Source organism: Paenibacillus sp. J22R232, assembly GCF_056269165.1.
The window spans coordinates 25,880-45,566 of the sequence record NZ_JBWDNK010000016.1 but is presented as its reverse complement, the minus strand read 5'-3'; the positions used below and the strand labels follow the sequence as shown (position 1 = coordinate 45,566).

General features: G+C 49.8%; 10 protein-coding genes. 5 read left to right on the top strand and 5 right to left on the bottom strand.

Going from position 1 to position 19,687, the window contains the following annotated elements; translation table 11 throughout:
- Positions 1-70: 70 nt before the first annotated feature.
- Entirely contained in the window at positions 71-613 is a 543-nt protein-coding gene (locus AC0YN3_RS28110; protein WP_475778216.1) for an eCIS core domain-containing protein, read from the top strand.
- Between the two features lie 242 nt (positions 614-855).
- Positions 856-2,805, top strand: coding sequence for a stalk domain-containing protein (locus AC0YN3_RS28105; RefSeq protein ID WP_475778215.1), 1,950 nt, complete (start codon positions 856-858; stop codon positions 2,803-2,805).
- A gap of 171 nt (positions 2,806-2,976) precedes the next feature.
- On the opposite strand, the gene AC0YN3_RS28100 is transcribed toward AC0YN3_RS28105, so the two are convergent.
- The 5 genes from AC0YN3_RS28100 to AC0YN3_RS28080 all read right to left on the bottom strand — a co-directional run bounded on the left by AC0YN3_RS28100 (position 2,977) and on the right by AC0YN3_RS28080 (position 11,121).
- Complete coding sequence (locus AC0YN3_RS28100) at positions 2,977-4,530, bottom strand: ABC transporter substrate-binding protein (protein WP_475778214.1); 1,554 nt, start codon at positions 4,528-4,530, stop codon at positions 2,977-2,979.
- 53 nt (positions 4,531-4,583) lie between these two features.
- Positions 4,584-5,474 (bottom strand): carbohydrate ABC transporter permease, encoded by an 891-nt coding sequence (locus AC0YN3_RS28095; protein ID WP_475778213.1) that lies wholly within the window; start codon positions 5,472-5,474, stop codon positions 4,584-4,586.
- 17 nt (positions 5,475-5,491) lie between these two features.
- Positions 5,492-6,469: an ABC transporter permease gene (locus AC0YN3_RS28090; protein ID WP_475778212.1), complete on the bottom strand. Its 978-nt coding sequence runs from the start codon at positions 6,467-6,469 to the stop codon at positions 5,492-5,494.
- Between the two features lie 211 nt (positions 6,470-6,680).
- Positions 6,681-9,017: a helix-turn-helix domain-containing protein gene (locus AC0YN3_RS28085; protein ID WP_475778211.1), complete on the bottom strand. Its 2,337-nt coding sequence runs from the start codon at positions 9,015-9,017 to the stop codon at positions 6,681-6,683.
- A gap of 31 nt (positions 9,018-9,048) precedes the next feature.
- Positions 9,049-11,121 carry a right-handed parallel beta-helix repeat-containing protein gene (locus tag AC0YN3_RS28080; protein WP_475778210.1) on the bottom strand — a complete coding sequence of 691 codons (2,073 nt, stop codon included), beginning with the start codon at positions 11,119-11,121 and terminating at the stop codon, positions 9,049-9,051.
- A gap of 203 nt (positions 11,122-11,324) precedes the next feature.
- Here AC0YN3_RS28080 and galA point away from each other — a divergent pair, with 203 nt between their 5' ends.
- The 3 genes from galA (at position 11,325) to AC0YN3_RS28065 (ending at position 19,384) form a co-directional block, all read left to right on the top strand.
- On the top strand, positions 11,325-13,694 hold the full coding sequence (gene galA, locus AC0YN3_RS28075) for a beta-galactosidase GalA (protein WP_475778209.1): 2,370 nt from the start codon (positions 11,325-11,327) through the stop codon (positions 13,692-13,694).
- Between the two features lie 47 nt (positions 13,695-13,741).
- Positions 13,742-16,003: a hypothetical protein gene (locus AC0YN3_RS28070; protein WP_475778208.1), complete on the top strand. Its 2,262-nt coding sequence runs from the start codon at positions 13,742-13,744 to the stop codon at positions 16,001-16,003.
- A 249-nt stretch (positions 16,004-16,252) separates the two neighbouring features.
- Complete coding sequence (locus tag AC0YN3_RS28065) at positions 16,253-19,384, top strand: S-layer homology domain-containing protein (protein WP_475778207.1); 3,132 nt, start codon at positions 16,253-16,255, stop codon at positions 19,382-19,384.
- Positions 19,385-19,687 lie beyond the last annotated feature (303 nt).

Genomic DNA, 19,687 nt, shown 5'->3' with positions numbered 1-19,687 from the left:
CCCGATGTGATACTATAAGACTAGCAGATCAATTACGAGAGAGTGGGTGCTGGTCGTGGTGTCACAAAGGATGGACAAACATAAATCCGGAGGCACGGGAGCCGAGAGATCTTTATCTAACAGCACAGCAGGCTCCCTGTCATCTGCAGCCGCGCCTATGCAGCAGGTGTCGGGGATGCAGCCAAGCGCACTTCTGCAATTACAGAGTAAGATTGGCAACCGGGGCGTTACGCAATTGATGAAAGCGCAATCGGGCAATCAAGCTCCGCATACGATTCAGAAAAAGGAAAATCGCACCGGCATGCCTGACGGTCTGAAGAGCGGTGTTGAGAGTCTTTCGGGCCTGGCCATGGATGATGTGAAGGTGCATTACAATTCCGCAAAGCCTTCGGGCGTAAACGCACTCGCGTATGCCCAAGGGTCGGATATACATATCGGGCCGGGACAAGAGAAGCATTTGCCGCATGAGGCATGGCATGTTGCCCAGCAGAAGCAAGGCAGGGTGAAACCGACCGTTCAATTGAAGGATGCCGCCATTAACGATGACGCTGGATTGGAGCATGAAGCGGACGTTATGGGAGCGAAGGCAGCCAGGGCGGACAGCGGCAATTAATTGTTCGTTAAACGTGGCCAGTAGATAGAACCGGATCTATTACATGGAATCGGTACATAGGCAAGAGTCTGGATTATGCATGCCGCAGCCAGGCTTTTTTTATGTTTAACCTATTGAATGCCAAGCAATGTTATCCAGACAATGCATAATGTTTCTATGAAAAGAAAATTATACAAATTTATACTTATAAATCTTTCATATGGTATAATTCTCCTATCTTTTTAAAAGGGGAGAACTACTTCGTGAATAAATTATTAGCATTTTGTGTCGCAATGTGTCTTGTTATTGCGATCCTGCCATTGCATGGGGGTTCCATTGCAGCTGCTCAAGAGGTTGGTATCGCGGATGTACAGAAAGATACGATCCTTCTTGATGACGGTTCGATGTGGGTGAGGAGCTTTGAAGGATATCAGTCTAGCAATCTTGGGATTTCGGCCATTTCCGTCAGCAATAACTCCAGTACGGGATACGGATTGACTCGAAAAGGAGAGCTTGTGACATGGGATTACGTTTCGAAGCCTACAATTATTTCTGCCCCGGCAGGCGTTCGCCAAATTTCAAACGGCTATTATTTAAAAGCGGATGGAACGGTATGGTCGTTTGCTGGCAAACAGGATAATAGATTAAATAACGTAGCCATTTTTTCGGCATCTAACAACGAGATGGCATACGTTACAACGGGCGGCGAAGTGAAATATACGGGATCCGCTAAGCCGCTAGGCACGATACCAAACTCCTCATCCATCGTAGCTATTGAAACGACTGGAAAAGGAGTGGTGGCGGTATTAGACCAATCGGGCAAGCTAGTGGTGTTCGATATGTACCATTTCGATACGAAAAGCGCTGCATTGGATATCATTCCTGAAACCTTAACGACCACCGCGGCTCATATTTCCTATACCGGCACCGGAGTGCTGCTTGTCGCTTTAAAGGACGGGACGGTTTGGAAGCCAGGCATGTATAACGATCGCTATAAGTTGGAAACGCAGATTACGGGCATCGGACAGGTTGCGAAAGTATCCGCGTTATCAAACGACAAGGCGTTTTACTTTCAACAAACGGATGGGAAATGGAAGATATTCGAAAATGGGGAAGCGAAAGCTGTGAGCATCCCAGGCGTATCGAGCTTGGAGTTTACAGTCTCGGAGCTTAATCCTTATGTAGGGGAAAGCATCCATGCTAAAATCACCGAAAAATACTCGAATGGCTCTACTAAAGCAGTGCCGCTGTCGCAGGCAACCGTAACGATTCAGAAGCCGCATTTGCTGAAGGCAATGAGTGACGGTACGTTCAAAGTACTCGGAGTAGGCCAAACGAAGGTAACGGTAACGTCAGGCAGTGCAGCCAAAACGCTGACCGTTTCCGCCAGCTTAGGGCAATATTTGACTGGCGCCAAACCAATCAATAACGTTACGTATTTACCCATTCAATCTGTATTCAAAGCGCTGGGGGGCACGTCAGTGTATACTGCCGCTTCCAAAAGCTTTGCTGTCAAAGTAGGCAGCACGACTATCACCTTGAAAACAGGTGATGCAAAAGCGAACGTGAATGGAAAGACAGTCACAATGAGCGGTGTTGTCAGGACTGATAACGGCAGTACATTATTTCCGGCAGCGCTGCTTGTTCAAGCATTAGGCGCCACTTTGAAATGGGACTCCCATTACAAAGAAATGAATATTTCCTTCGGAACTGCAACCATGACGGTACAATCGGCCGAGACGGCAAAAGTAGTTAAAAAAGAAGCACTTGGCAGCTTATCTAATTATATTGGCAAAACGTATTGGACTAACCGATTCCAGGACTGGGAAAGATTCGTCAAGGTAACCATTACGGACATCGTGCCTATGGATCACAATACGTTTGTGATTGTGTTCAAGAAGGCAAACGGAACGGTTATGAAGTCCTATACCATGGAAGACGATTATATCGATTCTGTACTTCATGATGAGCATTTTTTCACGACATATGATCCATATAAAAAGCATAAATGGTCGAGCACGACTTGGTCACAAATCAAAGCCGAGAAAGTAGCGATCGGAATGACGAAAGAGCAAGTGCTGCTGTCATGGGGCAATCCATCCAATACGAGTAAAATAAGCAGCAGCGGCCTTACGATAGAAACATGGGGCTTTAGCAACTTTCAGTACGTAACCTTCACAAACGGAAAAGTGTCAAGTATCTATACGGCCTAATAGAGAAGGCGGCACTAAGAATGATGGGAATGCAGCTTCCCCAAGGAATATCAAGAGATTTATCAGGCCGGTTGCAGAAGCTGTATTTATGAAATGGAAAAAGTGGTCGTACAGGCGTTAAGCCAGCACGACCACTTTTTTTGTATCTTCCGTATACGAAGCCGGTATTTATTATTTTACAAGGCCTTTTTCTTGCTTGAATTTCTCCCACTGCGCTTCTGTTTCCGTCTGGATTTTTTCTTGGCCGGAAGCAATCAGCTTTTCCTTATATTTCGGAAGCTCTTTGGCAGGATCAACGGAACCTGATTCAAGCGCAACCTGATACTCGTTGTTAACGGCTGTGATGTTCGCGATCTCCGCTTTAATCGTTTCTTCGTTTACGCCAAAGCCGCTTGTTGCTGGGACAATCGCGCTTTCATTAAGTGCGATGGTTCTCTCCCATGTATCTGCAGCCTGGCCTGGCTTCAAGAATGCATTGAATTGATTGCCGAATACCCAGTCGCCGTTTGGCGCATAACCGGAATCCTTGATCGGCTCGATGTTTTTATCGTCAACCTTGTTGTAGTGCTTGCCTTCGATGCCGTTGCAAATCAGGTTGTAAAGATAGCTGTCCGTATTTAGCAGGTTAATCAGCATAAGCGTGCGTTCTGCGTTTTTGGAGCCTTTGTTGATGACGTGCATAGCGCCGGCGATGCCTGTGAAGTAGCTGTCAGAGATTGGAACGTAGACGACCTCGTTGCCGCCGTTCACGGCCATTTCCCCAATTTCCCCGCCTGGCTTCGAGGTGAATTCTAGTGTAACAGCTACATTTCCTTTGCCTTTCAAGTCATTGATGTTTTGAATGATTGGAGCATCCTCGTTAATATAGCCGGCTTGGTACCAGCTACGCATATCATCATAATAAGCTTTTTTCTCGTCAAGGATTTGCAGGTTGCTAATGTACTTGAGCGATGCATCGTCTTTAGCGTAGCTAAGCGGAAGCCCTTCGCCAACCTTGGTGCGGTCCGTGAACAAGCCCCAAGAGTTTTGGGCAAGGCCGAGCGGAATGATGTCAGGCTCGCTTTCTTTAAGCGTTTTCAGGAATGGCTCGATATCCTTGTAAGTTTGAATCGTGCTTACATCCAAATTGTATTTTTCGATAAAGCGTTTTTGAATCGCCAAGCTTTTGGATTTGGCGGCAACCTGATAGATGGGGAAGCCGTATACTTTCCCGTCAACCGCAAGCATATCCGGCCAAAATTTATCAGGAATGTTAGCGCGGGCCTCCGGCGCGAACTCGCTGATCATCTCGTCCGTAATTTCTAGGTAAGCGCCTCTGTCGATATACGGCTGATAATTGCCGAGCCAGCCTTTGGAGCTCCATGCCAAGTCGAAGTCTTCGCCTGCAGCCAGCATTGCGTTCAGCTTAGGCTCATACTCGTCGAAGGTAAGGGGCTTAAGATCAACCGTTGCGTTAATTTTTTCTTTCAAATATTTGTTGACCTCATCGTTGACAAGCTTTTGGTCAGGACCTGGATTGGCAGAAACCGGGTAGATAAAGGTTAACTTGGCTTCGGGCAGCGCTGGCTCTTCTGAAGCTGTTGCTTCAGGAGATTTTTCGGCCGCGTTGCTCGGCTCGTTAGTGTTTGCCGGCGTATTGCCATTGTTGGAGCATGCCGCGATCATTGCGAAGCAAAGCATAAGCGCGAAGCATTTAATCAGTAACGCTGTTTTTGTTTTTTTCACGTTTGAACCCTCCGTTTATAAAATGTTTTTTTATATGGCACAATAGTCGCTCCTTAACCTTTCAAGGAACCTACTGTAATACCCTTCACGAAATACTTCTGAAAGAAAGGAAATATGATGAGCATAGGGCCGCCAGCAAGAATAGCCATAGCCATTCGGACGGATAACGTTGGGAAATTCGCGTACGCCAGCTTATCAGCGACCTGGGCAAGCGGTGAATTAGCTAAAAATTCGATTTGTGACAAAATTCGCACGAGCAGCAGCTGCAAAGGAATGTATTTGTCATTGTCGATAAATAACAGCGCATAGAACCATTCATTCCAATAGCCGAAAGAGATGAATAAGCCTAGCGTAGCTAATGCGGGAGTAGCCAGCGGCAAAATGATACGGAAGAAAATCCGGAATTCCTTGGCTCCGTCAACCTTTGCCGATTCAATGATTTCTTTGCCGATTTTATCGAGGAAACCCTTCATAATCATAATATTGAAAGGACTGAGCAGCGTCGGCAGTATGAGTGCGAGCAGGGAGTTCTTCAAATGCAGGTATTGCGTCATCATGATGTAGAACGGGATGAGACCGCCATTGAACAGCATGGTGAAAAAAATATAAAACGTAATCGGCCTGTTGTAGCGAAAGTCCATGCGTGAAATGGGATATGCGGTCATGGCTGTCAGAAGCAGCGAGAGCACGGTGCCGACAACCGTAATCAGTATCGTAACGAGATAACCTTTAATTAAGGGATCCGGCTTCTGGAAAACGATGCGATAAGCCTCGAAGCTCCATTCCTTTGGCAAAAATTGATAGCCGTTCTGGACAAGGCTGTTCTCAGAGGTGATTGATATGATGACCACGAGTACGAATGGAAGGGCAATCATCAGGCAAAGCACGATTAGAAAAACATTGATGACCCCGTTCATCAGGTTGAATTTTTTGGTAGTTGGCATAAATGATTCCTCCATTTTTAAAAGAGCGCATTATCCTTGTCTGTTTTGCGCACCAGATAATTGGCGGATACAACCGTGACCAAACCAACTACTGATTGCAGGAAGCCGACCGCCGCCGCGGAATTAATGTCGCCTAGCTTAGTAAGGGCGCGGTATACATAGGTGTCAATAATATCGGTTGTCGGGAAATTCGGGCCAACGTTGTTCGGTACGAAATAATGCAAGCCGAAGTCGCCGCGGAATATGTTGCCCAGTCCTAGAATGAACAATATAATGACAAGCGGTTTAAGGAGCGGCAGCGTGATCCGCCACATCATCTGAATGCGGGAAGCGCCGTCAAGCCTGGCAGCCTCGTAATAATCGGTACTGATGCCCGTAATGCCGGCATAATAGACGAGCGTAGAGAAGCCTATGCCTTTCCACAAAGAGACGAGCGGCAGGATGAAGATCCAAGGCGCCGTTTCCAAATACCATTTGTGAGGATCTAGGCCGAACCAGCCAATAATCGTATTGAGGTAGCCGCCTTTATGCTCGAGAAAGGCGTTCGTGATATAGCCGACGAGCACAAAGGATATAAAGTAAGGCAAAAACATCGTGGTCTGATAAATCTTGATGAGCTTGCCGCTTAGCTCGTTAAGGAGCAAAGCGAGCAGCAGGGCGGCTACGGTTCCAAGAATAATGTAAGACATATTGTAGAGCAGGGTGTTGCGGATAATACGGACGGCATCCTGCGCTTTGAATAGAAACTCAAAGTTATCGAAGCCGACCCACTTGCTGCCGAAGATGCCTTGATCATACCTGAAATACTTGAAGGCCAGAATGAGCCCGATCATAGGAATGTAGGCGATTACAAACTTGAATAATATGCCTGGCATGGCGAGCAGCAGCAGCTCCCGATTTTTTTTCAAATGCTTCCATTCCGAGCGAAGCCATCCGGGCTTGCTCTGTTTGCTTGCTGCCTGTAGACCCGGAACTCCCGGTTCTGTTTTGGCCACTTGTGATCTCCTCCATCTGATGCGTTCCTGTTATGATGCCAATCATGCCATGAAGCTGGGGCCGTGGGTAGAATAGGTTTTGCGAATTACTGTATTCCAAAGGTGTAAAATATTCGAATTTGTGAATATTCGTAGATATGGCGCCAAATGAATAGACCCTTTGCTCACTGCAGGCAGTGTGCAAAGGGTCTATTCGGCTATAAATAGCGGCTTATGAGATCGATTTCTTCATCCGGTATTCCTTCGGCGTGCTGCCGACCTTGCCTTTGAACAGTCGGAAAAAGTAGCTTTGGTTGGCATATCCGCATTTGTCCATAATTTCGGTTATCGTATAGTTGTTCTGCTCAAGCAGCATCTGTGCATGGGTGAGGCGAACCTCATTAATATACTCCGTAATGGACAGCTTATAGTTCTCTTTGAACAGCTTGCCGATATAGGCAGAGGACAGCTTGACGCTCATCGCGATGGATTGCTGGCTTAGGTTGATATCGGAAAACTTCTGCTCGATAAGCTCTTTCACCGTTTCAAGCATCATTTCGTTCCGTTCCATGTTGGCAGGGCGCTGGCCTTCGCAAATTTTGGCGCAAAGCGACAGGAGGGAGAGATACATCTCCTCTAGCGTTTCCTTCTCCTGCGTAATTTGATGGATATAATCAAGATCGACAGAAAAGTTTACGACACGGTTCTCGTTTATTTCGCTGGCTGCGTTTTTGATGACCCAGGCAAGATTGGATACCGCGCGAATCATATCGTCATATTGGAAGCCCGCGATTAGCGAAAAAGCCTTCTCCAGCTCACTGCCGGCGTTGGTCAGCTGTCCTTTCTTAAGCGCTTCGGCCAGCTTTTTCTCCGTTGCGTCTGGAAGCGAGACCTGCTTGCTAGACAGATTGCCTTTAATATCCTCCGAAGAAATAATAGCTTTATGCCCCTTTACGATCATATATTGGCTGAAACGGAGTGCCTGCGTATAAGCGGTCGACAGAAACGAATAATTGGAAATGACATCGCTAATGCCGCAGGACAATGAAATGCTGTAAAAGCGCTCGATCGTCTCTTGAATCTCTTGGAGCTTCGGCATGACTTGCTCGAACCGACTGTCCGAATCAGCCTCGTTTGGCGACAAAATAAGAACGACATGGTCACCTCTGATCTCGACGGCCTCGCATGGATAGTGGCTGCCCATGATTTCTTGCGCGATGTTGATAATGGCAAAGTTGTACAGCTTGTTGGACGCTCCTGCCATGCCGCTGCCGAAGGCTGAGTACTGATCGATCTTGAGTACGCAAACGAGCAAATGATCCTTGACCGATATGTTGAGATGATGCTTCTCGATCAGATGCTGCATGTCATGGTCGGAGAACAGCTGGCTGTCGGACAAAAACCTGCGGATATAATATTTGCTTACGATTTGCTCGGAGCTGATTTCGCTCAGCTGCTCTGACAGCTTCATATAATTGTCGCTCATAAGCAGAAGCTCATCTCCGGCGCCATTGCCGTCTTGCTTGCCGTCAGGCAGATGGGGCCGGATTCGTTTCAGCATATTTTCAATCGGATTGTACAGCTTATAGGACAATCCTACCGACAACCCGATCGCAAGCAGCAGGAACAGGCCAGAGATCAGCAAGGATTGATTGCGCGTATGGTTTACTGCTCCCATAAGCTTGTCATAGGACTGGATATATAGAATAGTCCAGGCGCCAAGGCCGTCATCCATGAAGGTAACCATTTCCTTCTCGCCGGAAAGCTGCCCTATAAAAAATCCGGAAGAGCGGGTTTCTTCTGCTTTATGAGTTTCTACAAGCGCTTTAACCTGCGTTTGAGCCTGATCGGATACAAAAGTAGCGTGAGGATCAGACGATAGCAAAGTTCCATCCTGTGTTTGAATGTAAATTTCGCCTTGATCGCGGTCGCTGGCTACGTTCATTTTTTTCAGGCTTTCGAATACCCAGTCGGATTTAATGAACAAAATTATGGCGGATTGCGTGCTTGAGAACGGTTTCAGGGAATCCGTTACGATAAAAGCAAAGGTATCGATGCGCCCTGCCTGTTGTCCGAGGCTCATCGGAATGAGGCGGTTCGTTGGCTGCGGATTTTTGCCATCCAGAAGCAGGCTCCTGATCCGCTGGTCGGTTTCGCCGCCGTCGAGCAGCAGGCTGCTGCTCGTGCCATACAGCTTCGATTGTGATTTGTTGTAGATGACCATCGAATGCAGGAAGGAAGAGCTCTCCATAATATTCGACATTTGGCGATGGCCGCGGATCAGATCCATTTTGGGCAGATCATCATTAAACATTAGCGGAATAAGAAAATGGTCGCGATAAACGAAGTTCGAAAGCCTCGTGATGATATCGTTCATGTAGGATAGATTGTACTGAATTTGCGAGAGTACCTTTAAGTTGGACTCCTCTTGAATACTTTTGACCGATTTCTCTAGAATATACGTATTGGATACCGATGATGCAACGAGTACGACTACCATGGAGCCCATGATGGAGATCATGACCCGTTGCAAATATTTTTTGGATTTATAGAATCCGAATACCTTCATCCGATCCAAGCCCCCTGTGTCTACGATCTGTTTATTGCGGACCGATCTTATCGAATTCGATATCGCTCCAACCTATAAGATAAGCGGGAGACTTCGGCTGCAGACGGTAATCAGCCTTCTCGGCAAGCATGAACGAAGGCTCCTTATGAATCGTTTCCTCGTCGTATTTGCCGTTTGCTAGAGATCGCCACTGCGCCCAGTCGTACTCCTCTCTGCCAAGAACGTCTTCGCCGCTAGCGGTAAGCGGCAGGCAGCCCGCTACCTTGCAGGGTGCGCCGTTATTCCAATAAAGGTTGCGGTCTGCAGCTGTGAATCTCACATCGCTATAGTTAACAAAATAATATAGATAGCCTGAATTGTAAATGATATTGCGCGCAATTTCGATATCCTTGTTTTCTTCGTCGGCCATTTCCTGTGATCCGATTGCCGAGATAGCTGCCGGATTCTGAACAATCAGGTTGTTAAAGATCCGATTTCCTATGCCCTTCGAGAAAATAAGCATCCAAAGCTTGCCCTCGCCTGTGCTGTATAAGCGGGTTATGACATTGTTAGTCACAGTGAAATCATCGGCTGCATCATCCAAATAAATCCCGAATCCAAAGGAGAAATGGATGCCGCTGTCATGGAGGTAATTGCTGTGGATGACGTTGCCTCGCCCAACTCCCCAGGCCTCAATCAAGCCGCCGTCCTGACTGTCTGTCATTACCTCCGAAATATCGTTGTAAGCTATGATATTGCTTTTGCTGTGCAGGAAATCCCAATGGTTCTCCCAAGTAACCGGAATGCCATATAGCTCGGCTGGCATCGCTTTATGCCGGAGACCCTTCATGGAGATGCCGTACCTAGGCATATGGGCAATGATATTGTGTTTTATTTGGTTATGTCCGCTCTGGTAAAGCAGAATCCCGCAGCCGTGACCGACGAGCTCGCCGCCATTCTCGATTCGATTATTCGTAATGGCATGGTTACCGTTGGTAAATGAAGCATCGGCGCTGTCGAATGGCCCGGTGCCAGGCGCAAAACCATTCAAGCTAATTCCGATGTACCCGAAATGGCGGATCGCGTTCCTGTCAATCGTTATGTTTTTGGCATAGCGATCCAGATAAATGCCGCAGCTTCCGGATAGCTCAAGCCTGCAGCCTGCGATTTGAATGTGCTCGGCATGATTGCAATAGACCAAGCCCTCGCGATGCGCCTCCTGCTCCACGTTGTCATCCATCATGCGGTACTCCCCGAAGAAATCGGTGCAGGTCAGGCGAAGTCCTGCAAATTGCAGATTGCGTACCGGCTCGTTGGCGCTGCTGCCATTGATGTCGAGCAGCCGCGTGATCGTCGGAGCGATAATAATCTGCTCGTTTGGATCCGTGACGCCTTCCGGAGCAAAGTAGTAAAGCGTGTTCGCAGCCGAATCCAGATGGAATTGCCCTGGCGCCCGAAGGAAGTCCAGGGAGCCTTGAAGATAGTACTGGGAACCAGCTCCGATTGGCCAGGTGGACGGGCTTTCGAACAGCAGCAGCTGTTCTTCAGGTTGAACGGAAGCGACGGGCTTCGTCTCAGAGAACCAATTCCATTCGCCTTCTCCCGGCCAGACAAACACCTGAGCACTCGCCAAGTCATAGTGGGCAGGGAGATCTTCCGAGCGATAGCGGATGCCGCTTTTGTTAGCCAGTTCATCATCAAGGGCAATAAGGCTAGCCGTTTCAAAATAACCGGCCGCGGGCAGCCTGGCCTGCTGAATGCGTTTGCCGTCGGCATACAGCGTGTGGAAACGGAAGCCCGCATCCAGCTTCGTTGACCAAACGCTTCCTTTATACGGGATCCATCCGGTTAAACGTTTGCCGCCAGCAAGAACCGCTTCTTCTCCCGGGAAAGACGCGTAGCGGATTAGGCATCCGTCTCTCCCGGAATCTCTATGGTCAAACCGGAGCGGAGAATCTAGCTCGTATAGCCCGCCCCTAATCAATACTTCTACGTCTTGGTCCATTCCATTTTGGATAAGCCGGCGCGTCTCTTCCTGCGCTTTTTTTATCGTAAGGAATGGTTCCTCTCTTGTTCCCTGCGCGTTATCGTCTCCGTTTGCCGCTACATAATAAATGATGCTCATCCTTAAAGACCCCCTATATAGAAACTGTACATTATAGTTATAAAACCGATGCAGCACTGGGTGCAAGTGCTTTCAAATAAAGTACACTTAATCGTTTTTTTCACAGTAGACTGGTGTCGGCTCCCGTGTTAACTTAACCTTCGATCGACAGAAAAGAAGGATTTCGCTTATGCCGGAGTAGCTTGCGAATGGAGGAAAAGGAAATGACAGATGGAGCAAGAAGCAGACAACATTTCGATGAAGGTTGGTATTTTCACAAAGGTGACCTGTTCATTCCTTACGCGGTTAAAGGGGGGATGACGGGCGGCTTGACCGATTGCGGGAAGCGGGAGGAAGGCGAATGGCTGGACATCGCCTATGTAGATAAGGAAGCCCAGCACATGCAGGAAGGATGGGAGAGTGTCCGTTTGCCGCATGACTGGTGTCCGGAAGGACAGTTCATCAATGATCCCGACATGGGTTCGAGAGCAGGCAGCCATGGCTATTTGCAGGCAGGAATCGGCTTTTATCGCAAACGGTTCACCATCCCGGCGGAGCAGCTAGGGAAAAAAATAGGACTCAGCTTCGATGGCGTTACGGGCAGAAGCACGGTATGGGTGAACGGTCATCTGATCGGCGAGCGTTTCGGCGGTTATACCAGTTTTGCTTACGATATAACCGATGTGCTCCGCTATGGCGAGGAGGGAGAAAATATCGTGCTCGTGAAGGTGGATGCCTCCGATCATGAAGGCTGGTGGTATGAGGGCAGCGGCATCTATCGTCATGTTTGGCTGCAAGCGACTGATACGCTTCATGTCGCACCGCATGGAACCTTTGTAACCACAACCGTCGGCCAAGGCGGAGAAGCCGTCATTTCCCTGGAAACGAAAGTAATAAACGAAGGGGAAAACAGCCGATCAATTACCTGCCGTACCGCCATTCGCGAGCGAGAGAGCGGTCGGATGGTTGCAGAGCAATCTAGCCATGCCGTTCTTATTGGATTAGAGGAAATTACGATAGAGCTTGCGATCAACATGGATGCGCCTGAGCTATGGTCGCCAGAGCATCCCTTCCTATATATAGCGACGACCGAGCTATACGAAGATGGTAAGCTGGTCGATCGGGTCGAGACGCGATTCGGGGTAAGAACGATTGCGTTTGATAAAGAGCGGGGCTTTTTACTGAACGGAAATCATTATCCGATCAAAGGAACGAGCAATCATCAGGACTTTGCGGGGGTAGGCGTTGCCATGCCTAAGGCATTGATTGCTTACAAGCTAACCCTCTTGAAGGAGATGGGCTGCAACGCTTACCGCAGCGCCCACCATCCGCCATCACCCGAGCTGCTTGATTTGTGCGATGAGCTGGGCATGCTCGTCATGGATGAGAATCGGAAGCTGGACAGCTCGGCAAGAGGCATGGATGAATTAAAAGCGATGATTGTGCGCGATCGCAATCACCCTTCCGTCATCCTATGGAGCTTGGAGAATGAAGAGGTGCTCGAAGGTACGGTCATGGGAGCCCGCATACTGCGGTCGATGTCGCAGCTTGCACATAAGCTGGATCCCACGAGACCGACGATGGCGGCGATGAACCATGGCTGGAGCAGCGGAGGTTATGCGGAAGCGATCGACATTGTCGGGTATAACTACGGTCATCGCGGAGCCGACGTGGATGGGCGGAGGAAAAATCCGGACCGGCTTATACTTGGCAGCGAATCCGCAAGCTATACAACGACTAGGGGCATATACGAGGATGACCCGGTTAAGGGCTATTGCACGGAATATGGAACGAATATCCCTTCTTGGGGCTGCAGTCCAGAGAAATCATGGACCGATGTGCTTCGGCATCCTTACCTTACCGGTATTTTTGTATGGACGGGCTTTGATTACAGAGGCGAGCCTACGCCGTACGAATGGCCGTGCATAAGCTCGCATTACGGCATGATGGATACATGCGGGTTTCCTAAGGATGTCTATTATCTGATGAAGGCGTTATGGGTCGATGAGCCAATCGTCCATTTGCTGCCGCATTGGAATTGGCCGGAGCGCGAAGGAGAGCAGATTAAGGCTGCGGTCTACACGAATTGCGAATCCGTAGAGCTGTTTTTGAACGGCAGATCGCTTGGAGAACGGACGGTGAAGCCGCATTACAGCATGGAGTGGGCGGTTGCGTACGAGCCTGGGGAGCTTACGGCAGTTGGTAAAATAGGCGGGTCAGCAGTGGCAGAGAGCAAGCGAATAACGGCGGGTAAACCGCATGCAATTCGTTTAGAAGCGAATCGTACTGCCATTAGCGGGGACGGTGCGGATGTAGCAGCCGTGAGGGTAAGCATTTTGGATATGAGCGGCAACGTGGTTCCCTACGCGGATTCATTGGTGCACTTCCAGGTAGAAGGTGCGGGTACGCTGCTCGGCGTAGGCAACGGCAACCCAAGCAGTCATGAATCAGATAAAGCAAGCAGCAGAAGGGCTTTCAATGGCCATGCGCTGGCTCTTGTGCAGGCAGGTCTTGGCAATGGAAGCATAACGCTTAAAGCAACGGCTGCAGGCCTGCATTCATCGGAAGTAGTCATTGGGGTCAGCGCCGAGTAACAGAAAACAAATGATTATTGATGCAGCAAGAGAAAGGAGAATGGAGAATGGCGGTTGAAGCGATAGAAAAATGGTTAGCAAACGTAAAGGTCGAGGCGTTCATTAGGAGATACGAGAATGCTGCGGAGCTGGAGCAGTGCAAGATGAACTTGGAGGGAGCAAACGGGAAAACAGTAACGGCCGCAGGCGCGGAATGGAGCGTAAAGCTGGATGCAAAAGGCGATCCCGAACGGTTGGAGGGACTAGAGCTGACTGCACAATTCCGATCAGCCGGCTATTCGGAGCAGACGGCTGCCTCGCTGTCGTTTCGCTTCAGCGACTGGTCAGAGCATAACTATGTGCTTGTTCCCGGTGCCGTATATAACGGCAATCGTTTCAACGTGCGCAAGCTGCCTTATGCGCCATGCTGGACCAAGCTTACGGAACGCGGTCCTGACATTCCGACGACGATTACGGATGTTCCAAGGTTATCGGCCGTGCAAGACGAAGCATCAGGGTTTCATTTGCTGACCGGTGATGCGGCGACGCCCGCAATCGGCACATTCGACGAGAAGTCCGGTACGGGCTGGTTGTTTATAACCGAGCAAGCGACGAACCTTGGCGACACCTCCATGCATATGGAGGAGAGCGAAGATCGGCATACTGCCCGAATTTCGTTCCAGGCACCGGGAGTCCGGCCTGACAGGAAGTATGAGATGACGACGACAAGCGTACCGAGCGCGGACAGAGGGCATGATTTCAAGCCTGGCGAGACCGTCGTTCTGAGAGCCAAGGTTTATCGTTTTCCATGCGATTCCGTAAACGGCTTGTTCGAGAAATTGGCTAAGGTTAGGCAGCAAGGCAAGCCGAGTTCCCCGCTTGCGCCAAGTTTGCCGCTCTCTGCTGCATGGGAAGTTCAGGAGCAGAAATATAATGCGCTGAACTGGAATGAGCAGCTTGGCTATTACGCGGTCGGGACCATCGATATGAAGCATCAGGATTGGCAGATTGGATGGGTCGGCGGCGGTATGTCGAGCTATGCGCTGCTTCTGGAGGGCAGTGAGCTTTCCGCGCAGCGGGCGCTGGACACGCTGCGGTTCATGTTCAGCAGCCAGACGGAGTCCGGCTTCTTTCACGGCGTATGTTACAAGGGACAATGGTACGGGGATGAATTCAGCGATGCTCCGGACCGGGACCATCCCGAGCAATGGCATATTTTGCGGAAGAGCGCGGATGCACTGTATTTCATCATGAAGCATTTCATTGCTCTAGGAAAGGTTATGCCTGCATTCGTCATACCTGAAAGCTGGCTTGCAGGTACCAGACGGCTAGCTGATGCCTTTGTAAAGCTCTGGAGCAGCTATGGGCAATTCGGCCAGTGGGTTCATTCTGGAACGGGGGACATGCTGGTCGGCGGATCGGCAGGTGCGGGTATAGCTCCCGCAGGCCTAGCGTTGTATGGTTCTTATTTCAAGGAGAGCGCCTATATTGCGGTTGCCGAACAGGCTGCTGAATATTTCCACCTCCAATTCACGAGGCAGGGAGTCACGACCGGCGGTCCCGGTGAAATCTTGCAGTGTCCGGACAGCGAGTCCGCGTTTGCGCTGCTGGAGTCCTATATGGTGCTGTTCGAAGAGTGCGGTGATCAGGTATGGCTCGCGCATGCGGAGGAGGCTGCGCTGCAGTGCATGAGCTGGTGTGTTTCCTATGATTTCCGTTTTCCGAAAGGCTCAACCTTCGATCGGCTCGGCATCCGCACTACGGGCTCAGTCATTGCGAACGTTCAGAACAAGCACAGCGCGCCAGGCATTTGCACATTGTCCGGCGATTCGTTGTTTAAGCTGTACCGTGCTACCGGCAAGGGGCTATATATGGAGCTGCTTAGAGAAATTGCCGGCAACATGGCACAATATTTGTCGCGGGAAGACCGACCGGTTAAAGGCTGGGATGGCGATGACATGCCGATTGGCTATATGAGCGAGCGGGTCAACATGAGCGATTGGGAAGGACCGGCATACGTAGGCGAGGTGATTCCTTATTCATGCTGGTGCGAGGTGTCTCTCATGCTCTCTTTTGCTGAGCTTCCCGGCATCCATGTGAACAAGAAAAGCGGTTATGTGACTGTCATTGATCAAGTGGATTGCAGTATTGAGGCTACGGGGCAGGATGAATTAAAGCTTACCATTCACAATAACACGAAGTTCCCAGCACACATTAAACTGCTGGTGGAATCAGAGGATGAGGCTAAGCAGCCGCTCGGCCCATGCGCCTCCGTATCATGGAAACGGATTTCCGTGCCTGCGGGAGAAACGTTAGCGCTTATCCTGTAATATTTGCGGTTATTCGAAAAATGTACAGCTGGATTATACATCGTTTGGCGAATTGTACACTTTGATTTTCAGTACGTATTGGTCATGCTGAGAGTAACTGCAGCATTCACTCGGCGAGTCGGCTTATAGCTGGAAGCCTTTCATATGAAAGGGTATCCGGCTAAGCCGGCTTCATCATGAGCAACCATCCTGCCCGTTAGCAGCCATGTCCTGTGAGCGCATGCAATCTGAAATGAGAAAGGAAGATGAATGATGCCAAGCAAGCCCAAAAGTAAACGCATTTCCAAAAATAACAAGCGGTTCATAAGCTTGTTATGTACGGCAACACTGCTGCTGCCTGCATTGCCAATCTCTACCGCTTATGCTTCTTCGTCATTAGATGTAACCGCTTACGGAGCGAGCGGGAGCGATGAGCTCGATGATTTGGCTGGCATTCAGGCTGCCATTGACGGCGCAGAGGCTGGCGATACCGTTGTTATTCCGGCAGGCACCTACTACATATCCGATACGCTCGAAAGCAAATCGGATATTAAGCTGATCGGGGAAAGCCGCGATACGACAATCATCAAATATACGGGTGATTCCGTTGGGTATTTGATATCGTTAAATGGCCGGAGCCATGTTGAGGTGGCGCAATTGACGCTCGATGGCAATGGGAACGCCAATGCCGATGGTGGCATCATCGCCGACGATACGGTTTCAGAGGGCAACGGGGGACATTACCTGCACCACAATCGCATTATGAATATGACGCGGGCCGAAGGTTTTGGTCCATTCGGAATTCTCGTAGCGCATAACGACAATGCGGTCATTACGGACAACGAATTCAATGATATTGGCGTAGACTCGATGTGGGGAGCGGGAATGCGGGTTGGCTATGATTCCAATTATCCGACTATTATTCGGAATACGATAGCGGATACCGGACGCGGCGGCATCTTCCTGAATGATGGCGTGGAAGGCGCAGTCGTCAGAAACAACGTTGTGACCGGTTCCGGGCATACGGATCATGGCTTATCGATTGAGCTTCACACCAATGTAAACCATTCTTTGGTCGAGGATAACGTAGTCGACCACTGGCTAAGCGTAGTAAGGTCTGAGTATAATGCGATTCGCCGCAATACGATTCAAACCGCCGGAGATACCGTTAAGGGCATGGGGCTGGAAATCATGTCCAATCACTCGATTACAACGGATAATCTCGTCGATGGAGGCCAGCAGGTCGGCATGCAGCAATCGCCGGGCACCGGTTATCAATACTGGGGCTTCAACACGATTCAAAACCTGGTAATGTGGGGCATGCAGCTGCAGGGCGAGGGTACGGGGGAGATTGAGCAAAACCAATACTTCTATAAAAATACGTTCCAAAATACGCAAACCGGCCATCCATCGGTCGCTTATCCGGGTTACGACGGCTACGGCGTTCGCATACATGGGAACTCGCGGAATATTACGTTTGATAGCAATATCATTCGCAATAACGGGGGAAAAGCGATAGATATTACAGGCGCGGCAGGCGTCGACCGTATTAGCTTCATTAATAATACGATTACAGGGAACGCCGGCCCTACGATTGAAACCTATCCTGAAGCGGCAGTGGATTTGGAATGGAGCGGCAATACGGTTAGCGGCAACGGGACGGATACGCAGCTGGAGTCACGCGGATTCGCAGATCCGAAGCCGACTGCTGACTTCGAGGCTCCGCTTACAGCCGAGACGGGAGAATTGGTTTCATTCGCAAATGCATCTCTGCCAAACGGCGGCACGATTGTCGAGAATCTTTGGGACTTTGGCGATGGCTTGCCTACAACGGATATTAACCCGACACATACGTATAACGAGCCTGGCACATACCGTGTAACGCTTGTCGTATGGAGCGACCTAGGCCGCGCGAGCTTGAAGGAGCAAGTGATTACGGTTAGTGCTCCGCTTGAGAAGGAAGCGCCGAATGCACCAACCGGACTAACGGTTTCGTCGAAGTCTGACACAAGCATTAGCATCGCTTGGACGGCATCAACCGATAATGTCGGCGTGACCGGCTATGATATTTTGGCAGGCGGGCAGCTTGTAGGCTCCACGACAGATGCCTTAGCTTTCACGGCTTCTGGTCTATCGGCTAACACGGCTTACAGCTTCACGGTTATTGCCAAAGACGCTGCCGGGAATCGGTCTGCGCCAAGCGCGCCGCTGAGCGTTACAACGAACGGCTCGTCGTCGCCGGTTGAGACCACGCCGACGATTCCTCCGATCAACCCTCATCCAGCTTCGTATGCCGTCAAAAATGATGAGCTTGCTTCGTCAAACGGCAATGGCACGGTTACGGTTAAGGTGGAGAAAGGCATTCAGGATATTATCCTGCCCGTTGATGCAAGCACGCGGTTAGGCAGCAATCAGCTCGAGCTTAAATGGGAGCAGATTGCATTCACCGTATCAGCGGACGTGCTGAAGCAGCTAGCCGAATCCGTTGCAGCGGCGGACCGGGCTGACAGCAAGATCGTGCTTTCGGTCAAAGAACTGTCGAAGGCCGAAGCCGATGCGCTATTGGCCAAAGCAAACGGCTCTGCCCACTTGACGGTCAAGGCTGACGGCTCCATATTTGATCTCACATTTGCGCTGCGCAAGCGCGACGGCCAATTGTCGGAGCTATCCTCGTTCACGAGTCCGATTGGCATTCGTATGAAGACGGCTCAGCAACAAAACGGCAGTAAGCCAGGCATCTATAGAATTGCTGATGACGGCAGCTTGTCCTATGTAGGCGGAGAGTCAATGAATGGCGAGCTGGCAGGGAAAACGAACCATTTCAGCAAATATGCAGTACTTACGGTATCCAAAAGCTTCACTGACGTACCGGATTCCCATTGGGCTTCCGATGCGATTCATGAGCTTGCATCCAAAATGATGATTCAAGGCACGAGCGATGCTTCCTTCGAGCCAAGCCGCGAAATAACGCGGGCAGAGTTTACGGTCATGCTTGTTCAAGCCTTGAAAGCGCAGCCGGCGCAGGATAACGACATGCAGCCGCCTTCTTTTGCCGATGAGCAGAAAATAGGCGCTTGGGCGCTTAAGGCTGTTGCGCAAGCGACGCAAGCAGGCTGGATTAACGGCTTTGAGGATGGCAGCTTCCGTCCGCAGGCGGCCATTACACGTGCAGAAATGGCTGTTATCGCGGCTAAAGCAATTGTGCTGCAACCCGTAACGGAGCAAGCAGCGCCATTTGCCGATAACGATGCCATTCCGCAATGGGCGAAAGAAGCCGTGCAGAAATTGGCGAGCAAAGGGCTAATCAAAGGGCGTGCAAACGGTGAATTTGCGCCTTCAGCAGCTTTGACGCGTGCCGAAGCAGCAGCCATGATCGCTAATCTACTGAATTATTCCGAATAGCATTGTAACGGCGACAAATCCCGTCCTTCATCCGAGGGACGGGATTTCTATGTTCATACCAATAATTAGGAGGTGAAACTTGGCCTATTCCTACTTTATCCACTAATACGTAAATTATATAGCGTTAAATTGCATGGATTAGCCAATTGTACAGTTTCAATTACGGAATAGATTTGGCATGATGGCTGTAGAAAGATGCAAGAGTGACGCCTTACTGTACATCGTTAGAAGGGGGAGGCTGGTTGATGCAATAGGTCGCTTTTTGTAAGATACCGCTATACCATTCGATAAGGGAGAGGATGT

What these genes read in the sequence shown, in the direction of transcription:
- galA (WP_475778209.1), top strand. Translation starts at nt 11,325, where the DNA reads ATGACAGATGGAGCAAGAAGCAGACAACATTTCGATGAAGGTTGGTAT.
- AC0YN3_RS28070 (WP_475778208.1), top strand. Translation starts at nt 13,742, where the DNA reads ATGGCGGTTGAAGCGATAGAAAAATGGTTAGCAAACGTAAAGGTCGAG.
- AC0YN3_RS28095 (WP_475778213.1), bottom strand. Translation starts at nt 5,474, where the DNA reads ATGCCAACTACCAAAAAATTCAACCTGATGAACGGGGTCATCAATGTT.
- AC0YN3_RS28085 (WP_475778211.1), bottom strand. Translation starts at nt 9,017, where the DNA reads ATGAAGGTATTCGGATTCTATAAATCCAAAAAATATTTGCAACGGGTC.
- AC0YN3_RS28080 (WP_475778210.1), bottom strand. Translation starts at nt 11,121, where the DNA reads ATGAGCATCATTTATTATGTAGCGGCAAACGGAGACGATAACGCGCAG.
- AC0YN3_RS28110 (WP_475778216.1), top strand. Translation starts at nt 71, where the DNA reads ATGGACAAACATAAATCCGGAGGCACGGGAGCCGAGAGATCTTTATCT.
- AC0YN3_RS28065 (WP_475778207.1), top strand. Translation starts at nt 16,253, where the DNA reads ATGATGCCAAGCAAGCCCAAAAGTAAACGCATTTCCAAAAATAACAAG.